We start from the raw sequence: 25,656 nt of genomic DNA on the forward strand, positions 1-25,656 counted from the left end.
CGTAAGCCCCGCTACACATGCCCCGGGAGCACCGGCGCGCGAACCGGTACGACTCAGCGGCGGCCAGGCGAAACAGGGCCTGAAACTGCAGATCGTGCCAACGTCGCAGCCCCCACCATGCCCGCTGCTTCGCCCAACTGGGCGCTCCGAATGCGTGCGAGCGGTCGATGTTTGGCACCGGTCAGCAAATTTGCATACTGCTCACGGGCTTCGTCGAGAAACAGCGGCGCAGAACTCGCAACGCCGCCGGCAATCACGACAAGATCCGGATCGTAGACATCCCCGACCATGGCCAGACCCACCGCCAGCCACCTCGTGAACTCTGCCATCGTCGCTAACGCAATCGGATCTCCGTCGTACGCGGCGTTGGCGATTCGGCGTCCGGTCAACCCGCCCGCATCGATGCCGACTTCCCGGGCAAGAACCGTCGACGCGGAGGGATCCGCGGCAAGTAGTTCAATTGCTGTGTCCACCAACGCCGTACCGCTGCAGTACCGCTCCCAACAACCACGTTTCCCACAGGCACACGGGCGCCCGTCCGGCACCACCTGTATGTGACCGAGTTCGGGAGCTACGCCATGACTCCCCCGGTACAGCTCACCGTTGACGAGCAACGCGGCGCCGATACCCGTACCGATTGCCACCATCACGACGTTGCGGTGGCCGGAAGCCGCACCGAACCGATGTTCCGCGTACGCCGCGGCATTGGCGTCGTGCTCGAGGACCACGGGAAGACCCAGTCGTGCACTCAGGTCACTACCTACCGGCGCATCGACCCACGGCAGGTGCGGAGCAAAACGCACAGCAGTGCGATCCAAAGTAATGAACCCGGCAACAGCCAAACCGACCGCGGCAACGTCATGCCTGCCGACCAATTCGCGAACCACCCGGTCCAAGGCATTCTCGAGTGACCTGGCCGACTGCGGCGTCGGAGCTTGCGCTGTATCGAGCACTTGGCCGTCCACATCCACCACCGAGGCACGGATGCTGGTGCCGCCCACATCGATTCCGATGGTCAAGAAATCGGTAGTCGAGAAATCCGCAGTCGAGCCATGACGCCCGTTCATCGCAGCCACTCTCCGCACTCCATCATCACGCATTCTGACGATTGTGCCCACAGAAAGCCGTCAGTACCAGCGGTCCGACGAAACAGCACCCACTCAGGGTTTGACGGTCACCGTAATCGGCACGAAGGCAGACGCGCGAGGTTCGGCCTTGGCAGAATCATCGGCCGCCGAGGCTCCACCGCCCGGACCACTGTCGGGCCCGTTGTGTCCGCCCAGGAACTCGTCGAGAAGCTCGCGGAGTAGCGCCAAGAGGACTGCCGCCTGCCCAGCGAGAAAGGCCAGAAGTTCATGGTGCTCACCCCGTACCAGCGCCGCGATCGCGCAGACCGGGCACCAACTGCACCCACCGAACGCGGGCAACTCCGCCGGGTTCTGTCCGTCTTCGGGCCCGGACGCACGGCCTTCGGCCAGTTGCGCCAGCATCGGTTCCACGCGCGCCAAGACGGAATCGGCCAACACACGAAATTCTGCGAGGAGCCGAGTGTGGTCTTCGTTCATACGGGCCACACCGCGGGATCCGGTACAAATCGAATAATCAGGTCGGTTCCGTCCAGCTCAGCCCCACTGACGACGCAACGACGCAATACCGACGCCAATCTCACTCTCCGCCGCACCCCGTCCGCTCCCACCAGCACATCGTCCTCCACCCGGCCCAACGACAACGACGACGGATCGACAAGCGGAAGGTGCATCCGCATCGCGTAGACCGAATCCACTCCCGTACCCGACTCCAGCGTCACCGTCACGAGCTCGGTAAGGCTTTGCGGTTCCGGAACGGACCCCTCGTCGATTGCCGGCGCCGCACCCTCGAGTGCGGCCGCAATGTCGCCCAGAGCCGCCAACCCTACCGGTTCGGTATCGGTCTGTTCGACAACCTCGACTGGGACGGCCCCCGCGGCCAGGCGCAGCGAGTCGACACACGAGCGTTGCGCATCACGGCGGTTGGCCAGCCACCGAGTTGCTCCATCGGACGTCGAACTGCGGTCCGACACCGAATCGAATTGCGGCACAATTCCATTGACGACAATTCGCTGAACCTGCACACCCGAGAGCGCCAAACCCGACAGCGTGCGACGCGTCGAAAGGACAGCACTCGACTCGGCTGACGTCACCAGGTGAACGGTGGTGTTGGAGCGATCCGCGAGAAATCCCGAAATCTGGTCGACCGTCGATACGACGCGCTCGATCACCGACACCAGCAGGATCAAACGCACGTCGTTCGCCGCGACGGCAGACAAGCGTCGATGGCGCGGCCACACCCGCTCGAGGTACTCGGACACCATCGCCGGAGCCCCGAAGACACGCAAAGCTTCAGTCGCCGCGGGACAATCCACGATCACGACGTCGTACTCACCACTCGATGCCATCCGAACGACTTCGGCGATCGCCAAGATGTCTGCAATGCCGAGCGAACCCGTCAGCTCCTCGGGTTCCAGAGTGTCGAACGTCGACCCATGTTCGTGGGCGCCCGCGGCGTCCAGCAACACCGACAGGCCACGAAATTTGTCCTCGACAAGAGTCAACATGTCGAGTTGCCAGACATCCAGCCCGCCGAGGAGTGGAGTCACCTCGCGTGGAACCGGGATCGCCAGCACATCCGCCAGGGAATGTGCCCGATCGATCGACATCAGCAGAACCTTCGATCCCGCAGACGCAGCCGCAAGCGCGGCCGCAGATGCGAGTGTCGTGGCCCCGCTACCTCCCTTACCGGTGAACAGCTGGATACGGGTTCGCGCGCCGTTCAGCCCTCGACTCGCTTCTTCAGTTCCTTCAACGCGGTATCGGTGATGATCTTCTCGGCCTTACGTTTGAACAGCCCGATCATAGGAATGGTCAAGTCGACGGTCAGCTCATACGTCACGGACGTCGTACCGTCGGCTTCGGAAAACAGAGTGTACGAGCCGAACTGAGATTTCTGAATCTCGCCGGACAGTAACTCCCAGCTCACCGACATTCCGTCGGGTGCCCAGTTGTACTGCAATTCGTACGTGTCCTTGACCATGCCCGCATCCAGAACGAAGCGCACCCGATCTGCGCGCCCACTGGCACCGACGGCCGTAACCTCGACGGACTTGGCCGCCGCGACCCACGCGGGATACGCCTCGAAATCGGCGATCACACCCATCACGGCGTCGGCCGGAGCGTCGATGCTGATCAACCCCTTGGTTTTCTCGGCCATACGACTACTCTTCCTTCCTCGAGATTCGACTGCACCGACCGGACGTCAGGCCGGCGACACGCCTGCCGGACGTCCGGCTTCCAATTCACGCTTGATAGCAAAGGCCATCACCTTGCCGTCGACACGACGTTTGCGGTTCATCCCGGCCAGATCGAGTCCGGCCAGACCGGATGGCGACACACCGACCGGTTCGGCATGAAGGAAGTAATGGACGATCGCTCCGTCCATCACCGGTTCGAGCCACACCTCCATTGTGCCCACGAGCTGGCCCGACACACCCCAACGGAAGCCTGCGGGTCCGCGATCCTCACGGACCTCGAGCTCGAGATCTCGCCACCAACGACGCCATTGCGCGCGCGAAGACAACAGTTCGGCGACGCGCTCGGGCGGTGCCGCGATAAATGTCTGGTCTGCGACCTGAATGCTGCTCACGGGAGTTAGCTTCACATATTGCACCGACGCGTTGACCACGGGCACCAGACCGTTACCAACCGGTCATGATGTTAACCCGGCCACAACCAGGCCGGACGTGCGACTACAGTAATGAGCGTCAGACCCTACTCGTCAGTATTTCGCAGTGTCGGAGGTATTTCGTGCCTGAATACAGCGCACCCCAGACGTTCACGATTCCCGAGGATGCCTCCGCGGTCGACTCGGTGTTCGCCTTCGCGAAGACAAAGCCGGCGGCAATCGTCTACAAGCGCAAGGTCGGATCCTCTTGGGTCGACGTCACTGCAGGCGAGTTCGCCGCGCAGGTGACCGCAGTCGCCAAGGGCTTCATCGCCATCGGAGTCAAGCAGGGCGATCGCGTCGGACTGATGTCCGCGACTCGCTACGAATGGCCGCTGATCGACTACGCCATCTGGGCAGCCGGCGGCGTCACGGTCCCGATCTACGAAACCTCCGCTGCCGAGCAGGTCCGCTGGATCCTCGAGGATTCCGAAGCGATCGATCTCATCGTCGAAAACGACACCCACGCCGCCACAGTCCAGGACGTGGCCGCGGCAGCGCCGGCGCTGCGCACGGTCTATCAGATCGACGCTCCAGCAGGCGGACGCAGCGCCATCGACGAACTGACTGCCTTGGGCGCCGGCATTTCCGACGAGGACGTGCAGGCCCGCGTCGACGCACTGAAGTCCTCCGATCCCGCAACCCTGATCTACACGTCCGGCACCACCGGTCGCCCCAAGGGCTGCCAGCTGACACACTCCAACCTCATCGCCGAGTCGAAGGGCATCCAAGCGTCCAACCTCGGCGAACTCTTGCGGACCCCAGGCGTCCGCTCACTGATGTTCCTGCCCTTGGCTCACGTCCTCGCTCGCGCCGTCAGCATCGCGTCCTTCGATTCCGGTGCAGCACTGGGACACACCAGCGACATCCCGAACCTCGTACCTACCTTCGGTGAATTCAAACCGGACTTCATCCTCTCGGTACCCCGCGTGTTCGAGAAGGTCTACAACAGCGCCCGCGCAAAAGCCCACGGTGACGGCAAGGGCAAAATCTTCGATGCGGCAGCTGATACGGCAATCGCTTGGAGCGAGGCACAAGACAGTGGCGGCCCCGGCATTGTCCTCAAGCTCAAGCACGCCCTGTTCGACAAGCTCGTCTACTCCAAGCTACGCGCCGCACTCGGCGGGCAGTGCCAGTTGGCTATCTCAGGCGGCGCCCCGCTGGGCGCCCGCCTCGGCCACTTCTTCCGCGGCATCGGCATCACGATCTACGAGGGCTACGGCCTCACCGAAACCACAGCAGCCTTCGCAGTCAACACGATCGGTGCCCAGAAGGTCGGATCCGTCGGAAAGCCGTTGGCCGGCAACTCCGTTCGCATCGCTGACGACGGTGAAATCCTGCTATCCGGCCCCGTGGTCTTCACCGAATACTGGCGCAACGAGAAGGCGACCGCCGAGTCCATCAAAGACGGCTGGTTCCACACCGGAGACCTCGGTACCGTCGACAACGAGGGCTTCATCACGATCACCGGTCGCAAGAAGGAAATCATCGTCACCGCCGGCGGAAAGAACGTCTCCCCCGCGCAGCTCGAAGATTCGCTTCGCGCACACCCTCTCATCAGTCAGGCAATTGTGGTCGGCGACCAGAAGCCGTTCATCGGTGCACTCATCACCATCGACGCCGAAGCGCTTCCGGCGTGGAACGAGCGCAACAACAAGGCCGCCGGCACCACGGCAGCCGACCTCGTGACCGACGGCGAACTCGTCGGCGAAATACAGGACGCGATCGACGAAACCAACAAACTCGTCTCACACGCCGAAGCGATCAAGAAGTTCAAGATCCTCCCGGTCGACTTCTCCGAGGACACAGGCGAACTCACACCCACGATGAAGCTCAAGCGCAATGTCGTGCACGCTTCGTTCGCCGCTGAAATCGACATGATCTACGCGAAGTAGAACCGCTCGAGACAATTGTGGCCGCCGCACCTGTTCACAGGTGCGGCGGCCACAATTGTTTGTCGGACCTACTCAGCCCAGTAGCTTCTGCAATTTCAAAGCGAGTGTGTCCCACTTCCATTCGGCACCAACCCAGTCGCGGCCGGCAGCGCCCATGGCGGCTGCCCGATCCCGATCGGAGAGCACCTCGATCACCGAAGCCGCGACGTCGGCAACCGATGTTCCGTCAACGACGAGCCCGGTCTTGTTCTGCTGCACCGTTTCCGGAGCACCGCCGCTACGACCCGCGATAACCGGGACGCCGGAAGCAGACGCCTCCAGATACACGATCCCCAAACCTTCGACGTCGAGGCCAGCGCCCCGGGTGCGACACGGCATCGCAAAGACATCGGCAATCGTGTGGTGCGCTGCCAACTCAGCTGCCGGAACGGTGCCGGTGAAGACAACGTGGTCGTCCATCCCCGTCTTGCGGACAAGTTCCCGAAGACGATCTTCGTAGGGTCCGCCGCCCACGATCACGAGAACCGCACCGTCGATACTCTTCCGAATAGCCGGAAGCGCCTTGATCAACATGTCCTGACCCTTGCGGGGAACCAACCTCGACAGACACAGGATCGTCGGCCGATCCCCCAACCCGTAGCGATTGCGCAACTCGGACCGCGCCGCCGAATCCGGATGAAACACAGTCGTATCCACGCCGGAAGGCAAATGCTCCAACGCCGCCTGAGCACCGAACGCCGAGGCGAATCTTCCGCGCGTGTACTTGCTGACAAACGTCACGGTGTCCGTGTGATCACCGATCGCCCGCAACGACTGCCTCGCCCCGGGAATCATCGACCAGCCGACCTCGTGCCCGTGAGTGCTCGCGATAACCCGAGACGCACCGGCGCGGCGAACTACGGGTGCCAGCAACGCAAGTGGAGCAGCGGCACCGAACCACACCGACTCGCAGTCATGTTTCTCGACCAGCTTCGCAGCGCGTCTGGCCACAAACGGTGTCGGGATCATCAACGTCGTGGGATGCCTGACAACCTCGAAAGGTTGAGCGGCATCGAACTTCTTGTGCGAATCTCCGCGCCACCGCGGCGCATAGACAACCAACTTGTCTGCCGGAAGATGCTTCGCGAAAGTGTGAAGGTACGACTGGATCCCGCCCGGCCTGGGCGGAAAATCATTGGTCACCAAAAGGGTCCGGCGCATCCGTCCACCGTAAAGCACGCACCCTGCTCGGACTCAGCCCAGCCTACGATGCAGCCAATCCACCCAGCCCTCGCGCAGTTCATCCATCCCGATGCCCACTACCTCATGGATACGACGATCGATCTCCGTCTGCGTCGAAGGTCCTACGGCCAAGGCGCGAAAAAGCTCCGTCAAATCCGTCTCACCGAATCGTTCGGCGATATAGGTATTGATCGACCACGCAGACTCGTAGGCAAGGGAACTCACGACCGGCACTCCACCGAACTTCGAATCATCGGGAAACTGCATGGGCGTTTCGCCGGCACGCACTGCCGCAGCCAGAGTCGGCGCAATCTCGCTCAACGCCCGGCCGGATTTACGATTGCCCGCGTACTCCGCATAACCTTCGAGAACCCACATGGGCGACCCGTCGCGCGTGCGAGAACGTGCCGCGATATGCATCATTTCGTGACGCAGGACCGCGCGTCGGGTAATCGGTGTCAGACGTGAGGCAGCAGCGGGTGAGAACACGATGCGCTGGCCACTGACCTCACTGGCGCCGCTGCTGACTGCATCCGCAACCGACACTGCTGCAATCGACGACCCGTCGTGATGCGAGCCGACCAACGCCGTGAACTCCTCCGGCGAACCAGCCACCATCACGACAGCCCGCTCGGACCATCCGTCGCCCCACAATTGCGTCGTGTTGGCGACTGCCTCCTCCAGATCCCCCGCCAGCGCGTCGACAAATGCTTGCTGACCCGGGTGCCCGACGACTATTGAATCCTCATCGGAGTTGGTCGCCACCGCCAGCGGACCGAAGTCCCACGGCCCATGCCATGAGCCGACCGACAAGTCGGGTCCGGCAGTAGCGACGGAATCGATGATCGATCCGTCAGCGAACACGAACCAGTCTCCATCACGCTCTGCAAAGGTCATCACCACCGATTTGTTCGTCGGCAGCACATCCACATCGCTGAGCGCGTAACCGAAAACGACCGGCGCGGTCCAGAGCGTGACGTCGCCGCTCGGAGCTCCGGTTCGAGTGCCTTCGGTGAGAGTCCCCGGAGAGATCTGGTAATTCCAGTCCGAGAATCGCAAAGCCCGCGCCGCAGTTGCACGCCTTATCTCGGCTTCGAGAACCCCCGGCGAAGCAGCTTTGTCGACGAACCGAGCGAGAGCCGTCGGATCCTCGGACATCTGAGCCTTCGCCCACGAATCGAGGAGACCCTGAACCGCGACGACACGAACCGCATCCTGTTCCTTGCTCGCCCGTTCGGACGAACTCGTGGAATCCGTCAAGAAAACGGTGAGCGCCAAAACGACCACCACAGCACAACCGAGCGCGATGAGAGCCGGATACTCCCAACGACGCTGCCTTTTCGACTCTGCTACCGGAGCGGTCATGTGGTCAGTCGACACGGTGCCGAGTGTAGGAGACGCAACGGTCTCCTATTCCAATGCCCGGGTCACACGTGGTGAAATGCCGCTCAATAGCGACGTGCGGTGGAGAATTGCATGCCCGCCATCGACTGCACCTTTACCGGAACACCGAATGTCGAGGCATGGAGAATGTTCCCGTCGCCCGCATAGATTCCGACGTGCGAATTGTCGCTGTAGAACGTCACGATATCGCCGGGCTGTAGCTGATCACGCGAAATGGGTGTGCCACCCTCTGCCTGCGCCTGGCTCGACCGCGGCAGGGTCTTCCCGACCTGCTTGTAGGACCACACGACAAGTCCGGAGCAGTCGAACTCATTGGGTCCGGTAGCTCCCCAAACATAGGGATCACCGATTCGGGTCAGTCCGGCCTGGAGTGCTGCAGTGCCCGACCCGGGCGTCAAGTTAGCCAGAATTTTGCTAGCGTCGACTCCGGGAGGGAAGGTTGTCCCACTCAACTGCACACGTTCGGACTCCGTCAGATTGTCGAAGGCCTTGGTAACCTCGGCAACCTGCGCCTGAAGCTCACTTTGCTTCCGCTGCAGATCGTCACTGAGCGCCTTCGCCTGGTCGGCCGCCGTCCGCGCTTCATCCGCCGACTGCTTCGAGGATTCCGCGGCCCGGCGAGCGTCGACAGTAGCGTCGTTGAACTGACGGACCTGCACGGCCGCATCATTGGAGATGACGTCGAGTGCCGACATCTGATCGAGCAACTGCTGCGGAGAATCACTAACCATCAACGCAAAAAGGCGATTGGTCCGCGCACCCTGATAGTTCGCCGTCGCAATACGATTCACAGCCGGCGCAACCTCGGAAACCCGTACGTTTGCCGCGTCGTATCGCTCCTGATCCGTCGTGAAGCGCGCATCGGCATCGAGGCGCAACGCTTCTTTTGCATCCAAATCAATCTGTGCGTTGTGCAATGCCTCGTTGGTCTGTTCGGACACCCGGGCAAGTTCCCCAAGTTTCTCGAGCGCCTCGGTGGGGTTGCTGATCACCGGATCGGCAGTCGCCGGCAACGCCGGCAACGCGACGAGCCCAATAGCCAACGCACTTACCGTCAGCGCAGTACGGACCCGACTGAACTTCTTCGATGAAACCACGGAACGCAACTCTCCGTCTCACTCTTACGACCCCACCAGAGTTGGCCGGATCTGTTAGCTGGATGTCAACTACTCACACTACCTGTAGACGGCGTCTAATGTCACGATCAGGTTACGGAACGGCATACGTTTACGCCTACCCACCAGTAGCTATATCGCCATGAAGTACTGGGCGAAATGACCTGAAACACACAAATGTGGGCCTCGAATCTCGTGATTCGAGGCCCACATTTGTCAAAGCTGTGGAGCTACCCCTATCGGCGGCGGATCGAACAGGACTTCGCGAGAAGCCGTCGATCAGTCACACGGATCAGAAGCGGCGAGCGCCGTCGTACGGCATCGACGACACGGGAGCCACCTTCACGGGCTGACCTGCGGTCGATGCATGGATGACATTGCCGTTGCCGGCGTAGATGCCCGAGTGCGATCCGCCGTAGAACGAAATCACGTCGCCGACGCGAAGGTCGGACTGCGCAACCGCGATACCGGCAGCGGCCTGGTCGTAGCTCGTACGCGGGATGTTGAGACCGGCCTGCTTGTACGCCCACTGGATGAGGCCGGAGCAATCGAATGCGTCCGGACCCGCTGCGCCGTACACGTACGGGGAGCCCAGCTTGCTCTCTGCGGCGCGAACAGCCTGCTCACCAATGGTGGAGATGGGAGCGGCCGGTGCAGCCTGCGTGAGGGGCGCAAGTGAACCCGTGTCAGTGACACCGGGAATTACCGGAAGTGCGGGGATCGAAACATCCGGGATGTCGAAGGTTCCGACGCCGGGGATGGTGATGGGGGCTGCCGAGGCGGGTGCAGCGGTGGTAGCGAATGCTCCGGCTGCCAGTGCGCCTGCGACTACCAAAGTCGCCGAACGCTTGAAACTATGTGACGCCACTTTAAGAGGTGCTCCATTTCTTCCATTCGTCCGCCGACCGAGTTAGCTGACGGGTTCGGGCTGGGAAGATCAGCCCTACCCGCGTGGTCTACAGCGATCGAGCGTGCTGCACCCCAGGCGGGATTCACCCCAGTGGAAACTTGGGTTCCCGGTTCGGGTTCCTCGCGGAGATCCCGATTAGGCGGTTCCTGACGATGCCGGTCCGTCTTGGTCCGGCAAGACTTCGTTAGGTCTCAGGAAGGTTACGAAATGATCGCGGCGATGTCGACCGCGCCGCGCCTTTCATGCTCGATTCGTCCGATTCCGCGCCTTCTCGCGCTCGTTACGCCAATACGATCACAGCAGGATAACGATTAGTTTGGTTTGCCAACCGTCGCCGACGGGTTTCCGTCGAACGCGATCCACGGCCCAAGTCACCAGCGGGCACCCCGCCCCAGATCAGAAGTACTTACGTACCGGTAGGACCTTTCCGTCGATGCAAGATCACGAACTGGCATCGCGTCACCTACTTCGACCCGCAGAGCGTGCCGAACCGGATCAGCACCTGCGATGTCCGATCCAAAATTCAGGCAAACTGTGACGCTCGTCTCTCTTGCGTCATTCAGCGCGAAATGACTGGTGCCTCAACGAGAGTTACCCAGCCTCCGAACGTCCCGAAATCCACGCCGAAGGTCCCTCTCCAGCCCGACAAAACCTGTCGGACTCTCCCTCTACTGTCTGCTCTGTGAGTCCTGCCTCCGCCGAAGCTTTTCCCGCCGCCTCTGAACTCAGCCCACACAACGGGCGTCAGTTGTCGTTCGACGAACTGGACACACCGCTCAGTGAGACCACGTTCGTCGTCGTCGACCTCGAAACAACGGGCGGCAGTGCGGATCAAGATTCGATCACCGAAATCGGCGCCGTCAAGATTCGCGGTGGACAAGTGCTCGGCGAGATGGCAACGCTGATAGATCCCGGACGATCGATCCCGCCCTACATCGTCGAACTGACCGGAATCACGGACGCAATGCTGATCAATGCTCCCCGGATCGATCGAGTTCTGCCCGCATTTCTCGAATTCGCCGAGGGTGCCGTCCTCGTGGCTCACAACGCCCCGTTCGACATCGGATTCCTCAAAGCCGCAGCGTCACGCACCAACCGCCCGTGGCCGGCCTTCCGGGTCCTCTGCACGGTCAAACTCGCCCGGCGGGTCCTCACCCGGGACGAAGCACCCTCGGTGAAGCTCTCCGCGCTCGCGCATCTCTTCCAAGTCAGCACCCAGCCGACGCACCGTGCCCTCGACGACGCCCGGGCAACCGTCGACGTCCTCCACGGATTGATCGACCGCGTCGGCAACCAGGGCGTCCACAGTTACAGCGAACTGATCGACTATCTGCCCAATATCTCGTCGCATCAGCGGGCAAAGCGATCCTTTGCGACCGACCTCCCCCGAAGTCCGGGTGTGTATCTCTTTCGCGGCCCGTCCGACGAAGCTCTATACATCGGGACTGCGGTAGATCTGCGCCGCCGGGTCCGCACCTACTTCACCGGCTCCGAAACCCGCGGCCGTATGAAGGAGATGGTGGCCTTGGCCACCCGCGTCGATCACGTCGAGTGTTCCCACGCTCTCGAGGCCGGCGTACGCGAGCTACGCCTCCTCGCTGCACATGCTCCCCCGTATAACCGGCGCTCGAAGTTCCCCAAACGCGGTTGGTGGATCACCCTCACGGACGAGGCCTTTCCGAGGCTGTCCGTCGCCCGCACCCCAACTCCCCATTGTGTGGGACCGTTCAGCTCGCGTGCCACCGCGCTCGATGTGGCGGAGACCGTCGCTGAGTTCACCGGTTTGCGCACCTGCACCAAACGGTTACCCCGAGGTGCCGTCCACGGACCTGCCTGCCCCGCACGCGAGGTAGGTTCCTGTCCGGCAAGTCCCCCAGCCGGAAGCGCTGTCGCTACCGACATCACGGAAGAGCAGTACGCGTCCACCACAGACGAGGTTCGCACATTTCTGCTGGGCCACCACGACCGTCCCTTGCAACGGATGAAGGACCGAATCGAAAGATTGTCTGCCGACGCCCACTTCGAGACTGCGGCCCGACTTCGAGATCGAACTGCCGCAGTTGCCGTCGCACTGCAACGGACCCAGCGACTCGCCGCCGTCGCCGCAATAGATCAGTTGGTTCTGGCCCACCCCGCTCCCGAGGGAGGCTGGGAATTGGCAGTGATACGAGCGGGCCGACTCGCCTCCGCAGGGCTCGCTCGACGAGGTACCCATCCCATGCCGGTAGTCGACGCCCTCGTCGCTTCAGCAGAAACGGTGCTACCCGACGACGCTCCCCTCCGCGGCGCACCCCCGGAAGAACTCGGTTTGATCGTCCGTTGGCTCGGCTCCGACGGCATCCGAATCGTCTCGGCCACATCGGGATACGCGGAGCCTGCGATGGGCGCCGGGCGCTGGGCGGACTGGTGCCAACTCGCCAAGGCCGGAGCCCAATCCGAGCCACGGCGAGACCCACTGTGATCCGCCGGTCCGGCAACTGATCGTGAGGACATAAGCTCGATCCAGCTTTACCGGAGTTCACGCTGTACCGGAGTTCAATCAGAGGAGAGACATGATCAACGCCATCGTCATGATTCACGCCGAATCCGCACGGATCCCGGAGACAGCACAGGCCGTCGCCGATATCCCCGGCGTCAGCGAGGTGTACTCCTGTGCAGGTGATATCGACCTGATTGCGGTGGTCAAAGTGCGGGACCACGCTCAGATCGCAGACGTCGTCACCGGTGGCATCAACAAGGTTCACGGAGTGACGAAGACCGCCACCCACATTGCGTTCCAGTCCTTCTCCAGCGCTGACGTCGAGGCTGGTTTCTCCCTCGGCGAATGACCGTCAAGCCCGGCTGATCGTCAGGCGCCTTCGGTCAACGCCACCGTGAGCGACGCCCACCGGCGCAACAACTCCGCGGCCGCGCCACTGTCGATTGCGGTGGCGGCCGATGCCATACCGGCCGCAATCGCGCCTTCCAGGTCGTCACCGACGCCGTTGAAGGCTGCGATGGCGGCACCGGCGTTGAGTAGCACTGCGTCTCGGACCGGTCCGGCCTCACCCGACAGCAGGGTTCTCGCCGCGGCCGCATTCACGTCTGCGTCACCTCCCCGCAACTGATCCAAGGGAACGCGCGCGATGCCGAGGTCGCGCGGGTCCAACGTTGCGATTCTGACCTTGCCGTCGGCAACAACGTAGACCGTCGACGTAGTCGACGTGGTCAACTCGTCCAATCCGTCGTCACCGCGCACCACCAATGCCGAATTACCGCGCTGCGCAAGCACTCCCGCAACCACTGAAATCAGCTTCGGAAACGCACACCCGATCAATCCCGCACGCGGACGTGCCGGGTTGGTCAGCGGACCCAGCACATTGAATGCCGTCGGGATTCCGATTTCCTTACGCGGAGCCGCGGCAAATCGCAGGGCCGGATGGAATACGGGTGCGAAGCAGAATCCGATGCCTACCTCGTCGACGCAACGCGCCACTTGCTCCGGGCCCAAGTTGATTCGCACGCCCAATGCCTCGAGCACGTCGGCACCACCACTCTTGGACGACGCCGCACGGTTACCGTGCTTGACGACGCGAATTCCCGATGCTGCCACCACAATTGAGGCCATTGTCGAGATGTTGACCGTGTTGGAGCGGTCGCCTCCCGTCCCCACGATGTCGACGACGTCGGAATCCACGGGCACGGCTTTGGAATGTTCGAGCATGGCGTCGGCGAGGCCCTGCAACTCGGCAGGCGTCTCGCCCTTCATCTTCAGACCCACACCGAACGCAGCGATCTGCGCGGAACTCGCGTTGTCGGACATGATCTCGCGCATCGCCCAACGAGAGTCGTCCAACGAAAGATCGTGCCCGTCGGTGAGTAACCCGAGAATCATCGGCCAGGACCGCACCACGGCACTCGAATCGGCGTTCACAGCGTTGGATGCGTCGGTGCCGGCCATGTACTTCGGTCCCCTTGTGAGTCGTGCTGGATCTGACCATCGCAGCCTAGTCAGTGCTGTGCCGGGTCCTTGAAGTTGGCCCGGTCACAGAAACACGCAGCCTGCCCCGAAACTCGGTTACCTGACGGCGGCGGGCTGAAGCGCGTCCCAACCCGCGACGGAGCCGCCCAGTCGCTGAGCCAATGCAGCCATCCTCGACCGTTCTTGGGAACAGTGAAGTGCATCGAGCATCTGGGTTCGCTCGAAGAGAACCCGCATCAGTCCGACTCCTTGCGCCTGAACGTCGAACTCCCTCGGAAGGCCGCGCCGGTAGCCGTCCCGGATGACGAACGCTTCCGCCTCCGCCACTGCGGCCTCCGGCAGATCCAGATGGTGCCGAAGTACAGCTTCCCGCTCCGACTCCCATCGCGGCTCCTCAGCGCTCGCCCGCGCCAAAACAGTCGAGCATGCTTCGACGTCGTCGAAACCCGCGGCGACGATCTCGAGATCGGGCCGTGACGGATCGAGTGGTGCCGAATCTTTTCTGCTGAAAATTCTCAGGAACCAAGGTCTACTCTGGTGCGTAGCTGCCATTGCGCCAGCATATTCACAGACGCTCCACCAGCGCGTACGCAGTCCGAATCCGTGATCTCGGGCCTAGCGACGCGCCGATGGTGGACCCGAGTGGCCGTGTCTTACGACGAAGCGTCATACTTCTGTCTGTGACGAGCGCAGTAGGGACTTCAGGATCGGCAATCACCCAACGCGTGCACTCGCTGAACCGGCCAAATATGGTCAGCGTTGGCACCATCGTGTGGTTGTCCAGTGAGCTCATGTTTTTCGCAGGGCTCTTCGCCATGTACTTCGTGGCACGTGCACAGGCGCCGGTAGGACACTGGCCGCCGGAGCCGACCGAATTGAACCTGTATTTGGCTGTACCAGTGACGTTGGTGCTTATTGCATCTTCGTTCACGTGCCAAATGGGTGTCTTCGCGGCTGAGCGTGGCGATGTCTTCGGACTTCGCCGTTGGTACACCATCACCTTGATCATGGGGGCGTTCTTCGTCGCCGGTCAGGGTTACGAGTACTACCACCTCGTGCATTCCGGCACCACGATCTCGAGCAGCGTTTACGGCTCGGTGTTCTACATGACCACCGGCTTCCACGGTATGCACGTCATCGGCGGTCTTATCGCCTTCGTTTTCTTGATCGCACGTACCCGGGTCAGCAAATTTACGCCGGCTCAGGCAACAGCAGCGATCGTTGTTTCGTATTACTGGCATTTCGTGGACATCGTGTGGATCGCGCTGTTCGCCACGATTTATTTCATCCGTTAATCAGCTGAACGCCACAGGCAGCCCCTGACGTCCAGTCCGTCCCGACATACCAAAGGGATACAGATGAGTTCATCCCCCCCTCCCACATCCGATACCACAGCGAATGCCGCGAAGACGCGTCGCCAGCGGAAAATCCGCCGGCGCGTCACCGGAGCGCTCGTACTGATGATGGGATTGATCAGCGCCGGCTTCCTTGCCTCCGCCCTGACACCCGCTCCGCAGGTTGCTACCGCCAGCGACGACACTGCCGCTCTCATTCGAGAGGGCAAGCAGTTGTACGACACGTCGTGCATCACTTGCCACGGCGCCAACCTTCAGGGTGTCGAGGACCGCGGTCCCAGCCTGATCGGCGTCGGCGAGGCAGCCGTGTACTTCCAGGTTTCGACCGGACGCATGCCTGCAGCGCGCAACGAAGCCCAGGCTTCGCGTAAGGACCCCAAGTTCGACGCTGCACAGACCGACGCTCTGGGTGCATTCATCCAGGCAAACGGTGGCGGCCCGACGCTCATTCGTGACGAGAACGGCGAAATCGCTCAGTCCTCGCTGCGTGGTGGCGACATCGGCCGAGGCAGCGAGCTCTTCCGGCTCAACTGCGCGTCCTGCCATAACTTCACCGGTCGCGGTGGCGCATTGTCTTCGGGCAAGTACGCACCGGTCCTGGACCCGGCGAACGAGCAGCAGATTTATGCCGCTATGGTCACCGGTCCCCAGAACATGCCGAAGTTCTCCGATCGTCAGCTGACGGTCGAAGAAAAGAAAGACATCATCGCGTACGTGAAGTCCTCCGGTGAGGCCAAGAACCCCGGCGGTTACGGTCTCGGCGGCGTCGGTCCGGCCTCTGAAGGTCTCTTCATGTGGGCTGCCGGAATCATCGCTGTCGTTGGTGCAGCATTGTGGATCGGAGCAAGGTCATGAGCGACGCTGGCCAGCAGGGCGGCGATACGCCAAAGAAGTACACGGATGAGGAGCTCGACGCGATGTCTCGCGACGAGTTGGTCACCCTGGGTACCAATCTCGATGGCGTAGACATCGCCTTCCGCCGTAACCGTTGGTCGGTCGAAGGCACCAAGGCTGAGAAGCGCGCCGAGCGGAACGTTGCGTTCTGGTTCGGCCTCGCCGGTGTTTCGGCTATCGCTTTCATCGGAATTTACCTGTTCTGGCCCTGGCAGTACGCCGGTGCCGGTGACGCGGACTACGGCAAGTACAGCCTGTACACCCCGTTGATCGGCCTCACCATGGGTCTCGCGATCCTCGGTGTCGGTATCGGCGCGGTGCAGTTCACCAAGAAGTTCATCCCCGAAGAGGTGTCCATTCAGGACCGCCACGACGGTGGATCCTCCGAGGTCGATCGCCGTACTCTTGTCGCTCAGCTCGGCGAGTCCTTGGAATCGTCGACCATTCCCCGTCGCAAGGCCATCAAGCGCAGCTTGATGTTCGGTGGCGGTGCGCTCGGCGTCATGATGATCATGCCTCTCGGTGGACTCATCAAGAACCCGTGGGCCAAGGGCGACGACTCGCCGTTGTGGGTGTCCGGATGGACCCCCAACTACAAGGGCGAGACCATCTACCTCCGTCGTGACACCGGTCGCCCCGAGGACATCGTTCTCGTGCGTCCGGAAGATCTCGACGCCGGATCCATGGAAACGGTCTTCCCGTTCCGTGAATCCGATCGTGGTGACGACCATGCGCTGCTCGCAGCACTGCGCGGCATCCGCAACGCGGTCATGCTGATCCGCCTGCGCACGGAAGACGCCCAGCGTGTCACCAAGCGCAAGGGTCAGGAGAGCTTCAACTACGGCGATTACTTCGCGTACTCGAAGATCTGCACCCACCTGGGTTGCCCCACCTCGCTCTACGAACAGCAGAGCAACCGTATTCTGTGCCCCTGCCACCAGTCGCAGTTCGATGCACTGCAGTACGGCAAGCCGATCTTCGGTCCCGCTGCTCGCGCACTTCCGCAGTTGCCTATTACAGTGAACGAAGAGGGCTTCCTGGTCGCCGATGGTGACTTCATCGAAGCACTCGGCCCGGCATTTTGGGAGCGTCGACCGTGACCACAACCACCACAAAACCATCCAAGATTGCGGCAGCCGCAGCTGGTCAAGCAGAGGCAGTGGATTCCCGCTACCACCTTGCAGCAGGCATGCGCCGGCAGATCAACAAGGTCTTCCCGACGCACTGGTCCTTCATGCTCGGCGAGATCGCGCTCTACAGCTTCGTGATCCTGCTGATCTCCGGCGTGTTCCTGACGCTGTTCTTCGATCCGTCGATGGCACACGTCGTTTACCAGGGTGCATACCAGCCGCTTCGCGGTGTGACCATGTCACGCGCTTACGAGACCACCCTGAACATCTCGTTCGAGGTTCGCGGCGGTCTCTTCGTTCGCCAGATTCACCACTGGGCAGCATTGATGTTCGCTGCCTCGATCGTCGTGCACCTCGCTCGCATCTTCTTCACCGGCGCATTCCGTCGTCCGCGTGAAGCGAACTGGGTCATCGGCTGCTTGCTGCTCGTCCTGGCGATGTTCGAAGGCTTCTTCGGCTACACCATCCCCGATGACCTTCTTTCCGGTACCGGCCTCCGCGCCGCGTTCGGTGGCATCACGATGAGTATTCCGGTCGTGGGTACCTGGATGCACTGGATGATCTTCGACGGCGATTTCCCCGGCGATCTCATCATCCCGCGCCTTTACGTTGCACACGTGCTGCTGTTCCCGGGCATCATCTTGGCTTTGATCGCCGGCCACCTCGCGTTGGTCTGGTACCAGAAGCACACGCAGTTCCCCGGCCCCGGACGCACGGAAGAGAACGTCGTCGGCGTTCGCATTCTCCCGGTCTTCGCAATGAAGGGTGGCGCGTTCTTCGCCATCACCTTCGGTATTCTCGCGCTGCTGGGTGGTCTGTTCCAGATCAACCCGGTGTGGAATATCGGCCCGTACAACCCATCTCAGGTCTCGGCTGGTTCCCAGCCCGATATCTACATGATGTGGACGGACGGCCTTGCTCGACTGTGGCCTGCGTGGGAGATCTACCTGTTCGACCGCTACACGATCCCCGCAGTGTTTGCCGTTGCCCTCATCATGGGTCTCGTCTTCGGTCTGCTGTTCGCGTACCCGTGGATCGAAAAGCGCCTTACCGGCGACGATGCGCACCACAACATCCTGCAACGTCCCCGCGACGTACCGGTGCGTACCGCTATCGGCGCAATGGCAATCACGTTCTACGTTGTCCTGACGGTGTCCTGCATCAACGACATCATCGCGTACCACCTGCATATCTCGTTGAACGCAATGACGTGGATGGGCCGTATCGGCATGGTCATCCTTCCGCCCATCGCATACTTCGTGACGTACCGGTTCTGCATCGGCCTGCAGCGCAGTGACCGTGCAGTCCTCGAGCACGGCATCGAGACCGGCATCATCAAGCGGATGCCGAACGGCCAGTACATCGAAATCCACCAGCCGCTCGGACCCGTCGACGATCACGGACACCCGATCCCCCTCGAGTACCAGGGTGCAGCTGTTCCGAAGAAGATGAACAAGCTCGGCCTGGCCGGCAAGCCCGGCTCCGGTAGCTTGACCAAGGCTGACCCGGTGGAAGAGAGCCAAGCTCTCGAAGCCGCGGACCATGCGGCCGAGCACGAGCAGCTTCAGATTCTGCTCGACTACCAGAACCGCACGCACGGCAAGACAGACGGTTCCAGTGGAGAACTCCACTAGAACTTGAGCAACAAGCAATGAGGCCCCGCACCGATTTCGGTGCGGGGCCTCATTGCGTTGTCTTCATCCATCACATCTGGATTGCCCACATGTAGACCCGTCTCCCCTGGTCCACTGCTGGGTTCCACACACCTCGCAGAAAACCCTGACCGGTCATCGGAGACTCACACGACGTCAAGATCGACGACGGTACCGGACGATATTCCGACGGTATCCGACCAAAATCATGGACTACGGCGGGCCCGCAGGACGTCAAACCAGCCTCAGCGCGAAGTTCCTCGGCTCGGGCACGCGAGGTTGATTCGATGACCAGGTACGCGCTCGAGTCGGGGAAGGAACTGTAGTACTTGGTGTACAAGATCGTGTCGGCCTCGCTCAGATGTAAGCCGAGGTTGGATGCCAGCGACTCCGCAGCCTTCTCGGCTGATCGCGCGTTCATCCAACGGTAGAGTGGCGGGCCGCCGAACCCGAGGGCCAGCGCTCCGACAAGAACGGCAGCGCAGATCCACAGTCGCCTGGACCGTTTCGGGAACCGAGTCACAGTTCCAGGAACCGAGTCGTTGCCCGTACCAACCTCAGACCTCGAACACCGTCGCATAGTGCTCTACGGTCGGGAATGGGCTGTAGAACCTGTGGAGGAGCTCTCGCCAACGTTCGTAGCCCTCGGACTGCCTGAAGCCCTCTGTGTGCGCCTCGAGGCTCTCCCACTCCACGAGCAACAGGTACTGCTCCGGCGATTCCAGGCAATGAGAGAGACGCAGTCGAATGAATCCTGGTACCGCCGCAATGATTCCCTTGGCCGTGTCGAAGGCTGCCTCGAACTCCGCAGAAAGTTTCGGATCAACCTGCAAGAGTGCGTGTTCAAGGATCATTCCAGAAGTGTGACATATGCCGAACCCGCGCTCCCCCATTCGGCGACAAGCAAAAGAGGCGCCGAACCCGTAAGGGGTTCGGCGCCTCTGAAGAGTGCGGGTGACGCTAGTGCTTTTCTGGTCCAACGTGGTACTCGAACACGAGGCCTGCACACGCTGCGATGATGCAGATGACTCCGACCGCGATCATCCAAGGCTGGAAGAACGCCAGCGAGACGGCTGCGATGGCGGCAGCAGCAGCCAACAGGATAGGCCAGAAGCTACCGGGGCTGAAGAAGCCCAGCTCTCCCGAACCATCCGAGATTTCAGCGTCGTCATAGTCTTCCGGACGCGTGTCCAGTCGACGAGCGACAAAGCGGAAATAGGTTCCCACGATGAGTGTCAGTCCTGCGGACAGGACGATGGCCGTGAGTCCGGCCCATTCGATTCCTGTACGAGAGAGCGCGGTGAACACTCCATAGATGATCGCGACGAGAATGAAGAAAACCGTCAGGATCTCGAAGAGCTTGGCTTCGATCTTCATATCAGCACTTGTCCTTGTTCAGTGAAGAGGCTGGCCGGCTCAGTTGCCTGCAGTAGCGACGGTTGCCTGACGGTACTCGCGGTCGGTGTTGAACGGCGTGGTCGACGTTGCCACCGGCGACTGACCGATTGCCGACAATGCCTCAGCGGTGCTCAGACCGCCCTTACCCTCAGCGTCGCCCTTGCGCAGTTCGATGTACTTCGCGAAGTCTGCCGGCGAAACCGCACGGACCTCGAAGTTCATCATTGCGTGGAAGGTGCCACACATTTCGGCACAACGCCCGACAAATGCGCCTTCCTTCTCGATCTCACTGATCTGGAAGATGTTGTCGGAGTGGTTCTGCTTCGGGTTCGGCATAACGTCACGCTTGAACAGGAACTCGGGAACCCAGAACGCGTGAATCACGTCGGAGGATGCAAGTTCGAACTGAATGCGCTTGCCGGTCGGCAGAACCAGGATCGGAATTTCGGAACTGGATCCGACGGTCTCGATCTTGTCGTAGTGCAGGTAACTCAGATCCTGCACGCTGTTGCCATGGATGGGTCCGGGAACCTCTTCGCCGTGAGCGTTCACGGTCGAGCCCTCAGCCTTGGATGCTTCCTCGGCCTCGGCATCGATGCCGTTGTACTTGGCAGTTCCGTCGCCCAGCTCGATTGAGCGGTAGCCGAACTTCCAGTTCCACTGGAATGCCGTGACGTCGACGACGACGTCAGGGTTTTCCGTCCTCTCCAGAACCTTGTTCTGGACGATGACGGTGAAGTAGAAGAGAACCGCGATGATCACGAAGGGAACTGCCGTGTAACCGAGTTCGAGGGGCACGTTGTATGCCGTCTGACGCGGGAACTCAGGCGAGTCCTTCTTCTTGCGGTGGAAGATGACGGCCCAGAAGACCAATCCCCACACCAGAACACCCATGACGAGGGCGGCTACTACCGACCACGTCCACAGCTCTCGCATGCTCTTCGCCTCAGGAGTAATGCCCGAGGGCCACCCGAAACGGAGCACTTCATTGTCGATGGAGCAACCCGACAGCAGCAAGGCAGCAATGCCCAAAGTTACTGCCAGCCCCGCTCGCCGAAGGATCCGACCTTGCGCCACGTTCACGCCTTCCTGATCGCCACAAAATTCAACTAGGGCACCTCGAAGGGAAGGCCCAATTACTACGCAGCGTAGACCAAAGGTGGGCGGTATCCATCCCCGGGTCCTCGGCCGTGTCGCGTCGGACGTCACACAAATCTCTCAGGCGCAGCTCAGGAACTGGTCAGCCGTCGCAAGCGACCTACATCACTGCAATTCGATCGGTCACGATCGGCACAGCCTCGGATCTGCGGCATACTTTCGGGAAGAGTTCGTTGACCTCTCCCGGACGCGTGTTGTCCGGGAGCCTTCTGCAATAAAAAATTCTGAATCGAGGAACCGGACACTGTGTGTGGACTGCTCGGGCTACTGACATCTGGCGGAACCAGCGACGACGCCGTCGCTCAGGTCGACCAGGCGATGCACTGCCTGCGTCACCGTGGACCCGACGAACATGGGACATGGCATGACGACCACCTCGTCTTCGGTTTCAATCGCCTGTCGATCATCGACATCGAACACTCGCATCAGCCGTTGCGGTGGGGGCCGCCGGAAAATCCTGAGCGCTATGCGCTGACGTTCAACGGCGAGATCTACAACTACCTGGAGATCCGGGCCGAGCTCGCCAAGGAACACGACGCCAAGTTCTTCACCGAGGGCGACTCCGAGTCCATCGTCGCGGCGTTCCACTATTGGGGCGAGGCCGCAGTCCAACGACTGCGCGGCATGTTCGCATTCGCTATCTGGGACACCGAGACGCGTGAGCTGTTCATCGCTCGAGATCAGTTCGGCATCAAGCCGTTGTTCATCGCGACCGGACCCGGCGGCACTGCTTTCGGCAGCGAGAAGAAGAGCCTCCTCGAGCTGACGGACTTGATCGGAATCGGCACGGAATTGGATCCGCGTGCGATCGAGCACTACACGGTCCTGCAGTACGTTCCGGAACCGGAGACGCTCCACAAGGAGATCCGCCGTCTCGAATCCGGCTGTTTCGCGCGGGTCCGTCCCGGCGAGAAGCCACAGATCACGCGGTACTTCACACCCAAGTTTCCGGCTAAGCCGTTCGCTCCGGGGACGGAGAAGGCGCGGTACAAGGAAATTGCCGACGCCCTCGAAGACTCCGTCGCAAAGCACATGCGCGCCGACGTCACCGTCGGATCATTCCTCTCCGGCGGTATCGACTCCACGGCTATCGCCGCGCTGGCAATCCGCCACAATCCGAACCTGATCACCTTCACGACGGGTTTCGAGCGTGACGGCTACTCCGAGGTCGACGTCGCAGCCGAGTCGGCCGAGGCCATCGGCGCCCGGCATGTGGTCAAGGTGGTCTCCCCCGCCGAGTTTGCCGCCGCCATCCCCGAAATCGTCTGGTACCTCGACGATCCGGTCGCGGATCCGGCCTTGATCCCGCTGTGGTTCATCGCGAAGGAAGCCCGCAAGCACGTCAAGGTCGTGTTGTCCGGCGAAGGCGCGGACGAACTGTTCGGCGGCTACACGATCTATCGTGAACCGTTGTCCCTCAAGCCTTTCGAGTACCTTCCGCAGGGACTACGTCGAGCGGCCGGAAAGCTCTCCGAGCGCATCCCCGACGGCACTCGCGGCAAGAGCCTGCTCAACCGCGGATCATTGACGCTGGAAGAGCGGTACTACGGCAACGCCCGTAGCTTCAACGACGCTCAACTCCGGGCCGTTTTGCGTGACTTCCGCCCCGAGTGGACACACCAGGACGTGACAGCGCCGATCTACGCTCAGTCTCGCGATTGGGATCCGGTGGCGCGTATGCAGCACCTGGACCTGTTCACGTGGCTGCGCGGCGACATCCTCGTCAAGGCCGACAAGATGACCATGGCAAACTCTCTCGAGTTGCGTGTCCCGTTCCTCGATTCCGAGGTCTTCGACGTCGCGTCGCGGGTACCGCTGGATCAGAAGATCACCAAGGACACCACGAAGTACGCGCTACGTCAGGCGCTCGAAGGCATTGTCCCGCATCATGTTCTGCATCGAGCCAAGCTCGGATTCCCGGTTCCGCTTCGCCACTGGTTGCGCGGAACGGAACTCTTCGACTGGGCGCACCTGCAGATCGAAGAATCGGGCACCGACCACATCTTCGACAAGGCCGCGGTCGCAAAGATGCTCAATGACCACCGCGCCGGCGTCTCCGATCACAGTCGCCGGTTGTGGACTGTGCTGACCTTCATGGTCTGGCACGGAATCTTCGTGGAGAAGCGCATCGTTCCGCAGATCCAGGAACCGGTGTATCCGGTCAATATCTAAAAGACCTCACGTAATGAACAAGCCCGGCTCACCTGTGTGAGCCGGGCTTGTTCATTACGATGAGGATCGATCAGGGCAGGATTTTCGCGATCTCGTCCGCGGCCGTGCTGCCGTAGGCCTCGGTCAGACGCTTGAGTGCCTCGTCCCGGTTGAACGTCCACTCCTGGGTTCCCACCGTCTCGATAACCAGGACTGCGACAAACGAACCCAACTGTGCCGAACGCTCGAGGCTCAACCCGGCCCGGTGCGCGAGGAGGAAGCCGGCGCGGAAAGCGTCGCCGACACCCGTCGGATCAACCTTGCCGTTTTCGGGAACCACGTCGACGTGCACCCGATTACCTTCGGCGTCAACGATTTCGACGCCCTTGGCGCCGAGAGTGGTAACGCGGATTCCGACCTGCGCGCGGATCTCTTTCTCACTCAGGCCAGTCTTCTGCTGGAGCAGGCCCCACTCGTACTCGTTCGTGAACAGGTACTTGGCACCGTGAATGAGCGCCTTGGCTTCTTCACCGGACAAGCGTGCGAGCTGCTGCGACGGATCAGCCGCAAACGGAATACCGAGTTCGCGGCACTCGTCGGTGTGACGGACCATGGCTTCGGGGTCGTTGGCACCGATCAGAACCAATTCGACCGAGCCGGCTGCCTTCGCCACCGCGGCAAGTTCGATGTCACGCGCTTCGCTCATCGCCCCGGGGTAGAACGACGCGATCTGCGCCATGTCCTCGTCGGTCGTGCAGACAAATCGAGCAGTGTGGGCCTTGTCGGAAATCAGGACTGCACTGCAGTCGACGCCGTTGTCCTCGAGCCACGTGCGGTATTCCGCGAAGTCCGCTCCCACTGCACCGACGAGCAGCGGGGATCCTCCGAGGACGCCCATTGCGTAAGCGATGTTTCCGCCGACGCCACCGCGACGGATCACGAGGTCGTCGACCAGGAAGCTGAGCGAGATGTTCGCGAGCTGATCGGCGAGGAGCTGATCGGCGAAGCGCCCGGGGAAACGCATCAGATGGTCGGTGGCGATGGAACCGGTTACCGCAATAGTCACGGATCGAGGCCTTTCAGCGAAATGTGAGTGGGAAAGAATTCACGGTACCGCGCTCGGTACGCGTATCGGCACATACGGATTCCGTACGTACGGTTCGCCGCAGACGACTGACGCGGAACCGATTACCGGTTCCGCGTCAGTTGTGTGCGTCTTAAGTTGTGATCGACTTAACTCAGTTGAACGAGTCGCCGCAGGCGCACGAGCCCGTTGCGTTGGGATTGTCGATCGAGAAGCCCTGCTGCTCGATGGTGTCGAGGAAGTCGATGGATGCACCTTCGACGTACGGTGCGCTCATCCGGTCGACAACCAGGTTGACGCCGTCGAAGTTGACGGTGAGGTCACCGTCAAGGGTGCGGTCGTCGAAGAACAGCTGGTACTTCAGTCCGGCACAGCCGCCCGGCTGCACTGCGATACGCAGCGCGAGGTCGTCGCGACCTTCCTGATCGAAGAGTGCCTTCGCCTTGGCGGATGCGGTCTCGGTCATCTTGACGCCGTGGGTGGCGGTCTCGTTCTGCACAGTCATGGGCTCTCCCTAATATTCGTACCAACCCGTGAACGCTTCAACGGTACGCCGCTGCCGACTTATTCCC

Annotated in this window: 25 protein-coding genes and 1 riboswitch; of the genes, 8 read left to right on the forward strand and 17 right to left on the reverse strand. The window is 61.5% G+C overall.

The window, feature by feature from the left end; genetic code table 11:
• Positions 1-53 precede the first annotated feature (53 nt).
• From BDB13_RS22125 to BDB13_RS22145, 5 genes are all read right to left on the reverse strand, one after another.
• Positions 54-1,067 carry an ROK family protein gene (locus tag BDB13_RS22125; protein ID WP_169632264.1) on the reverse strand — a complete coding sequence of 338 codons (1,014 nt, stop codon included), beginning with the start codon at positions 1,065-1,067 and terminating at the stop codon, positions 54-56.
• 93 nt (positions 1,068-1,160) lie between these two features.
• Positions 1,161-1,565, reverse strand: a complete 405-nt coding sequence (locus BDB13_RS22130; RefSeq protein WP_254922918.1) for a hypothetical protein — start codon at positions 1,563-1,565, stop codon at positions 1,161-1,163.
• Positions 1,562-2,812, reverse strand: a complete 1,251-nt coding sequence (locus tag BDB13_RS22135; protein WP_094273710.1) for an ArsA family ATPase — start codon at positions 2,810-2,812, stop codon at positions 1,562-1,564. The genes BDB13_RS22130 and BDB13_RS22135 overlap by 4 nt, the downstream gene beginning before the upstream one ends.
• A complete protein-coding gene (locus BDB13_RS22140; protein ID WP_094273711.1) occupies positions 2,809-3,246 on the reverse strand; it encodes an SRPBCC family protein in 438 nt (145 codons plus the stop codon). The genes BDB13_RS22135 and BDB13_RS22140 overlap by 4 nt, the downstream gene beginning before the upstream one ends.
• A 45-nt stretch (positions 3,247-3,291) precedes the next feature.
• Entirely contained in the window at positions 3,292-3,678 is a 387-nt protein-coding gene (locus tag BDB13_RS22145) for a polyketide cyclase / dehydrase and lipid transport (protein ID WP_094275110.1), read from the reverse strand.
• Between the two features lie 161 nt (positions 3,679-3,839).
• On the opposite strand from BDB13_RS22145, the gene BDB13_RS22150 reads away from it, so the two are divergent.
• Positions 3,840-5,651, forward strand: a complete 1,812-nt coding sequence (locus BDB13_RS22150) for an AMP-dependent synthetase/ligase (protein WP_094273712.1) — start codon at positions 3,840-3,842, stop codon at positions 5,649-5,651.
• Between the two features lie 72 nt (positions 5,652-5,723).
• Here BDB13_RS22150 and BDB13_RS22155 read toward each other — a convergent pair whose 3' ends face one another.
• The 4 genes from BDB13_RS22155 to BDB13_RS22170 form a co-directional block, all read right to left on the reverse strand.
• Complete coding sequence (locus BDB13_RS22155; RefSeq protein WP_094273713.1) at positions 5,724-6,851, reverse strand: glycosyltransferase family 4 protein; 1,128 nt, start codon at positions 6,849-6,851, stop codon at positions 5,724-5,726.
• Positions 6,852-6,884: 33 nt separating this feature from the next.
• Positions 6,885-8,252, reverse strand: coding sequence for a hypothetical protein (locus tag BDB13_RS22160; protein WP_254922919.1), 1,368 nt, complete (start codon positions 8,250-8,252; stop codon positions 6,885-6,887).
• A 68-nt stretch (positions 8,253-8,320) separates the two neighbouring features.
• Complete coding sequence (locus BDB13_RS22165; protein ID WP_094273715.1) at positions 8,321-9,373, reverse strand: C40 family peptidase; 1,053 nt, start codon at positions 9,371-9,373, stop codon at positions 8,321-8,323.
• A gap of 310 nt (positions 9,374-9,683) precedes the next feature.
• Positions 9,684-10,259 (reverse strand): C40 family peptidase, encoded by a 576-nt coding sequence (locus BDB13_RS22170; protein WP_094273716.1) that lies wholly within the window; start codon positions 10,257-10,259, stop codon positions 9,684-9,686.
• A 15-nt stretch (positions 10,260-10,274) separates the two neighbouring features.
• Positions 10,275-10,453: riboswitch (cyclic di-AMP (ydaO/yuaA leader) on the reverse strand.
• Positions 10,454-10,983: 530 nt separating this feature from the next.
• Here BDB13_RS22170 and BDB13_RS22175 point away from each other — a divergent pair.
• Together BDB13_RS22175 and BDB13_RS22180 are read left to right on the forward strand one after the other, a co-directional pair.
• Positions 10,984-12,762, forward strand: coding sequence for a DEDD exonuclease domain-containing protein (locus BDB13_RS22175; RefSeq protein ID WP_176459651.1), 1,779 nt, complete (start codon positions 10,984-10,986; stop codon positions 12,760-12,762).
• Between the two features lie 91 nt (positions 12,763-12,853).
• Positions 12,854-13,129 (forward strand): Lrp/AsnC family transcriptional regulator, encoded by a 276-nt coding sequence (locus BDB13_RS22180; RefSeq protein WP_094273717.1) that lies wholly within the window; start codon positions 12,854-12,856, stop codon positions 13,127-13,129.
• 20 nt (positions 13,130-13,149) lie between these two features.
• On the opposite strand, the gene trpD is transcribed toward BDB13_RS22180, so the two are convergent.
• On the reverse strand, positions 13,150-14,241 hold the full coding sequence (gene trpD, locus BDB13_RS22185) for an anthranilate phosphoribosyltransferase (protein ID WP_094273718.1): 1,092 nt from the start codon (positions 14,239-14,241) through the stop codon (positions 13,150-13,152).
• A 117-nt stretch (positions 14,242-14,358) separates the two neighbouring features.
• Positions 14,359-14,814, reverse strand: a complete 456-nt coding sequence (locus BDB13_RS22190; protein WP_176459652.1) for a hypothetical protein — start codon at positions 14,812-14,814, stop codon at positions 14,359-14,361.
• Positions 14,815-14,942: 128 nt separating this feature from the next.
• On the opposite strand from BDB13_RS22190, the gene ctaE reads away from it, so the two are divergent.
• The 4 genes from ctaE (at position 14,943) to qcrB (ending at position 19,275) form a co-directional block, all read left to right on the forward strand.
• Positions 14,943-15,557: an aa3-type cytochrome oxidase subunit III gene (gene ctaE, locus BDB13_RS22195; protein WP_094275112.1), complete on the forward strand. Its 615-nt coding sequence runs from the start codon at positions 14,943-14,945 to the stop codon at positions 15,555-15,557.
• A gap of 63 nt (positions 15,558-15,620) precedes the next feature.
• Positions 15,621-16,472, forward strand: a complete 852-nt coding sequence (gene qcrC / locus BDB13_RS22200) for a cytochrome bc1 complex diheme cytochrome c subunit (RefSeq protein ID WP_094273719.1) — start codon at positions 15,621-15,623, stop codon at positions 16,470-16,472.
• Positions 16,469-17,611 carry a cytochrome bc1 complex Rieske iron-sulfur subunit gene (gene qcrA, locus BDB13_RS22205; protein WP_094273720.1) on the forward strand — a complete coding sequence of 381 codons (1,143 nt, stop codon included), beginning with the start codon at positions 16,469-16,471 and terminating at the stop codon, positions 17,609-17,611. Before qcrC ends, qcrA begins: the two co-directional genes overlap by 4 nt.
• Positions 17,608-19,275, forward strand: a complete 1,668-nt coding sequence (gene qcrB / locus BDB13_RS22210) for a cytochrome b (RefSeq protein ID WP_441347206.1) — start codon at positions 17,608-17,610, stop codon at positions 19,273-19,275. The genes qcrA and qcrB overlap by 4 nt, the downstream gene beginning before the upstream one ends.
• Positions 19,276-19,345: 70 nt before the next feature.
• Here the strand turns inward: qcrB and BDB13_RS22215 are convergent, their stop codons facing one another.
• The 4 genes from BDB13_RS22215 to ctaC form a co-directional block, all read right to left on the reverse strand.
• Entirely contained in the window at positions 19,346-19,714 is a 369-nt protein-coding gene (locus BDB13_RS22215; protein WP_254922920.1) for a hypothetical protein, read from the reverse strand.
• A 136-nt stretch (positions 19,715-19,850) separates the two neighbouring features.
• The gene (locus BDB13_RS22220) at positions 19,851-20,147 is read right to left on the reverse strand and encodes an antibiotic biosynthesis monooxygenase family protein (RefSeq protein WP_094273723.1); all 297 of its coding nucleotides are present in this window, start codon (positions 20,145-20,147) and stop codon (positions 19,851-19,853) included.
• 106 nt (positions 20,148-20,253) lie between these two features.
• Positions 20,254-20,670 carry a cytochrome c oxidase subunit 4 gene (locus BDB13_RS22225; protein ID WP_094273724.1) on the reverse strand — a complete coding sequence of 139 codons (417 nt, stop codon included), beginning with the start codon at positions 20,668-20,670 and terminating at the stop codon, positions 20,254-20,256.
• 39 nt (positions 20,671-20,709) lie between these two features.
• Positions 20,710-21,774 (reverse strand): aa3-type cytochrome oxidase subunit II, encoded by a 1,065-nt coding sequence (ctaC, locus tag BDB13_RS22230; protein WP_094273725.1) that lies wholly within the window; start codon positions 21,772-21,774, stop codon positions 20,710-20,712.
• A 321-nt stretch (positions 21,775-22,095) separates the two neighbouring features.
• Between ctaC and asnB the strand changes: the two genes are divergently transcribed.
• Complete coding sequence (gene asnB, locus BDB13_RS22235) at positions 22,096-24,021, forward strand: asparagine synthase (glutamine-hydrolyzing) (protein ID WP_094273726.1); 1,926 nt, start codon at positions 22,096-22,098, stop codon at positions 24,019-24,021.
• Between the two features lie 70 nt (positions 24,022-24,091).
• On the opposite strand, the gene BDB13_RS22240 is transcribed toward asnB, so the two are convergent.
• Positions 24,092-25,066, reverse strand: coding sequence for a carbohydrate kinase family protein (locus tag BDB13_RS22240; protein ID WP_094273727.1), 975 nt, complete (start codon positions 25,064-25,066; stop codon positions 24,092-24,094).
• A 172-nt stretch (positions 25,067-25,238) separates the two neighbouring features.
• On the reverse strand, positions 25,239-25,589 hold the full coding sequence (locus BDB13_RS22245; RefSeq protein WP_094273728.1) for a HesB/IscA family protein: 351 nt from the start codon (positions 25,587-25,589) through the stop codon (positions 25,239-25,241).
• Between the last annotated feature and the right edge of the window lie 67 nt (positions 25,590-25,656).

Source organism: Rhodococcus sp. OK302, from assembly GCF_002245895.1.
In the GTDB taxonomy this organism is placed as follows: Bacteria; Actinomycetota; Actinomycetes; order Mycobacteriales; family Mycobacteriaceae; genus Rhodococcus_F.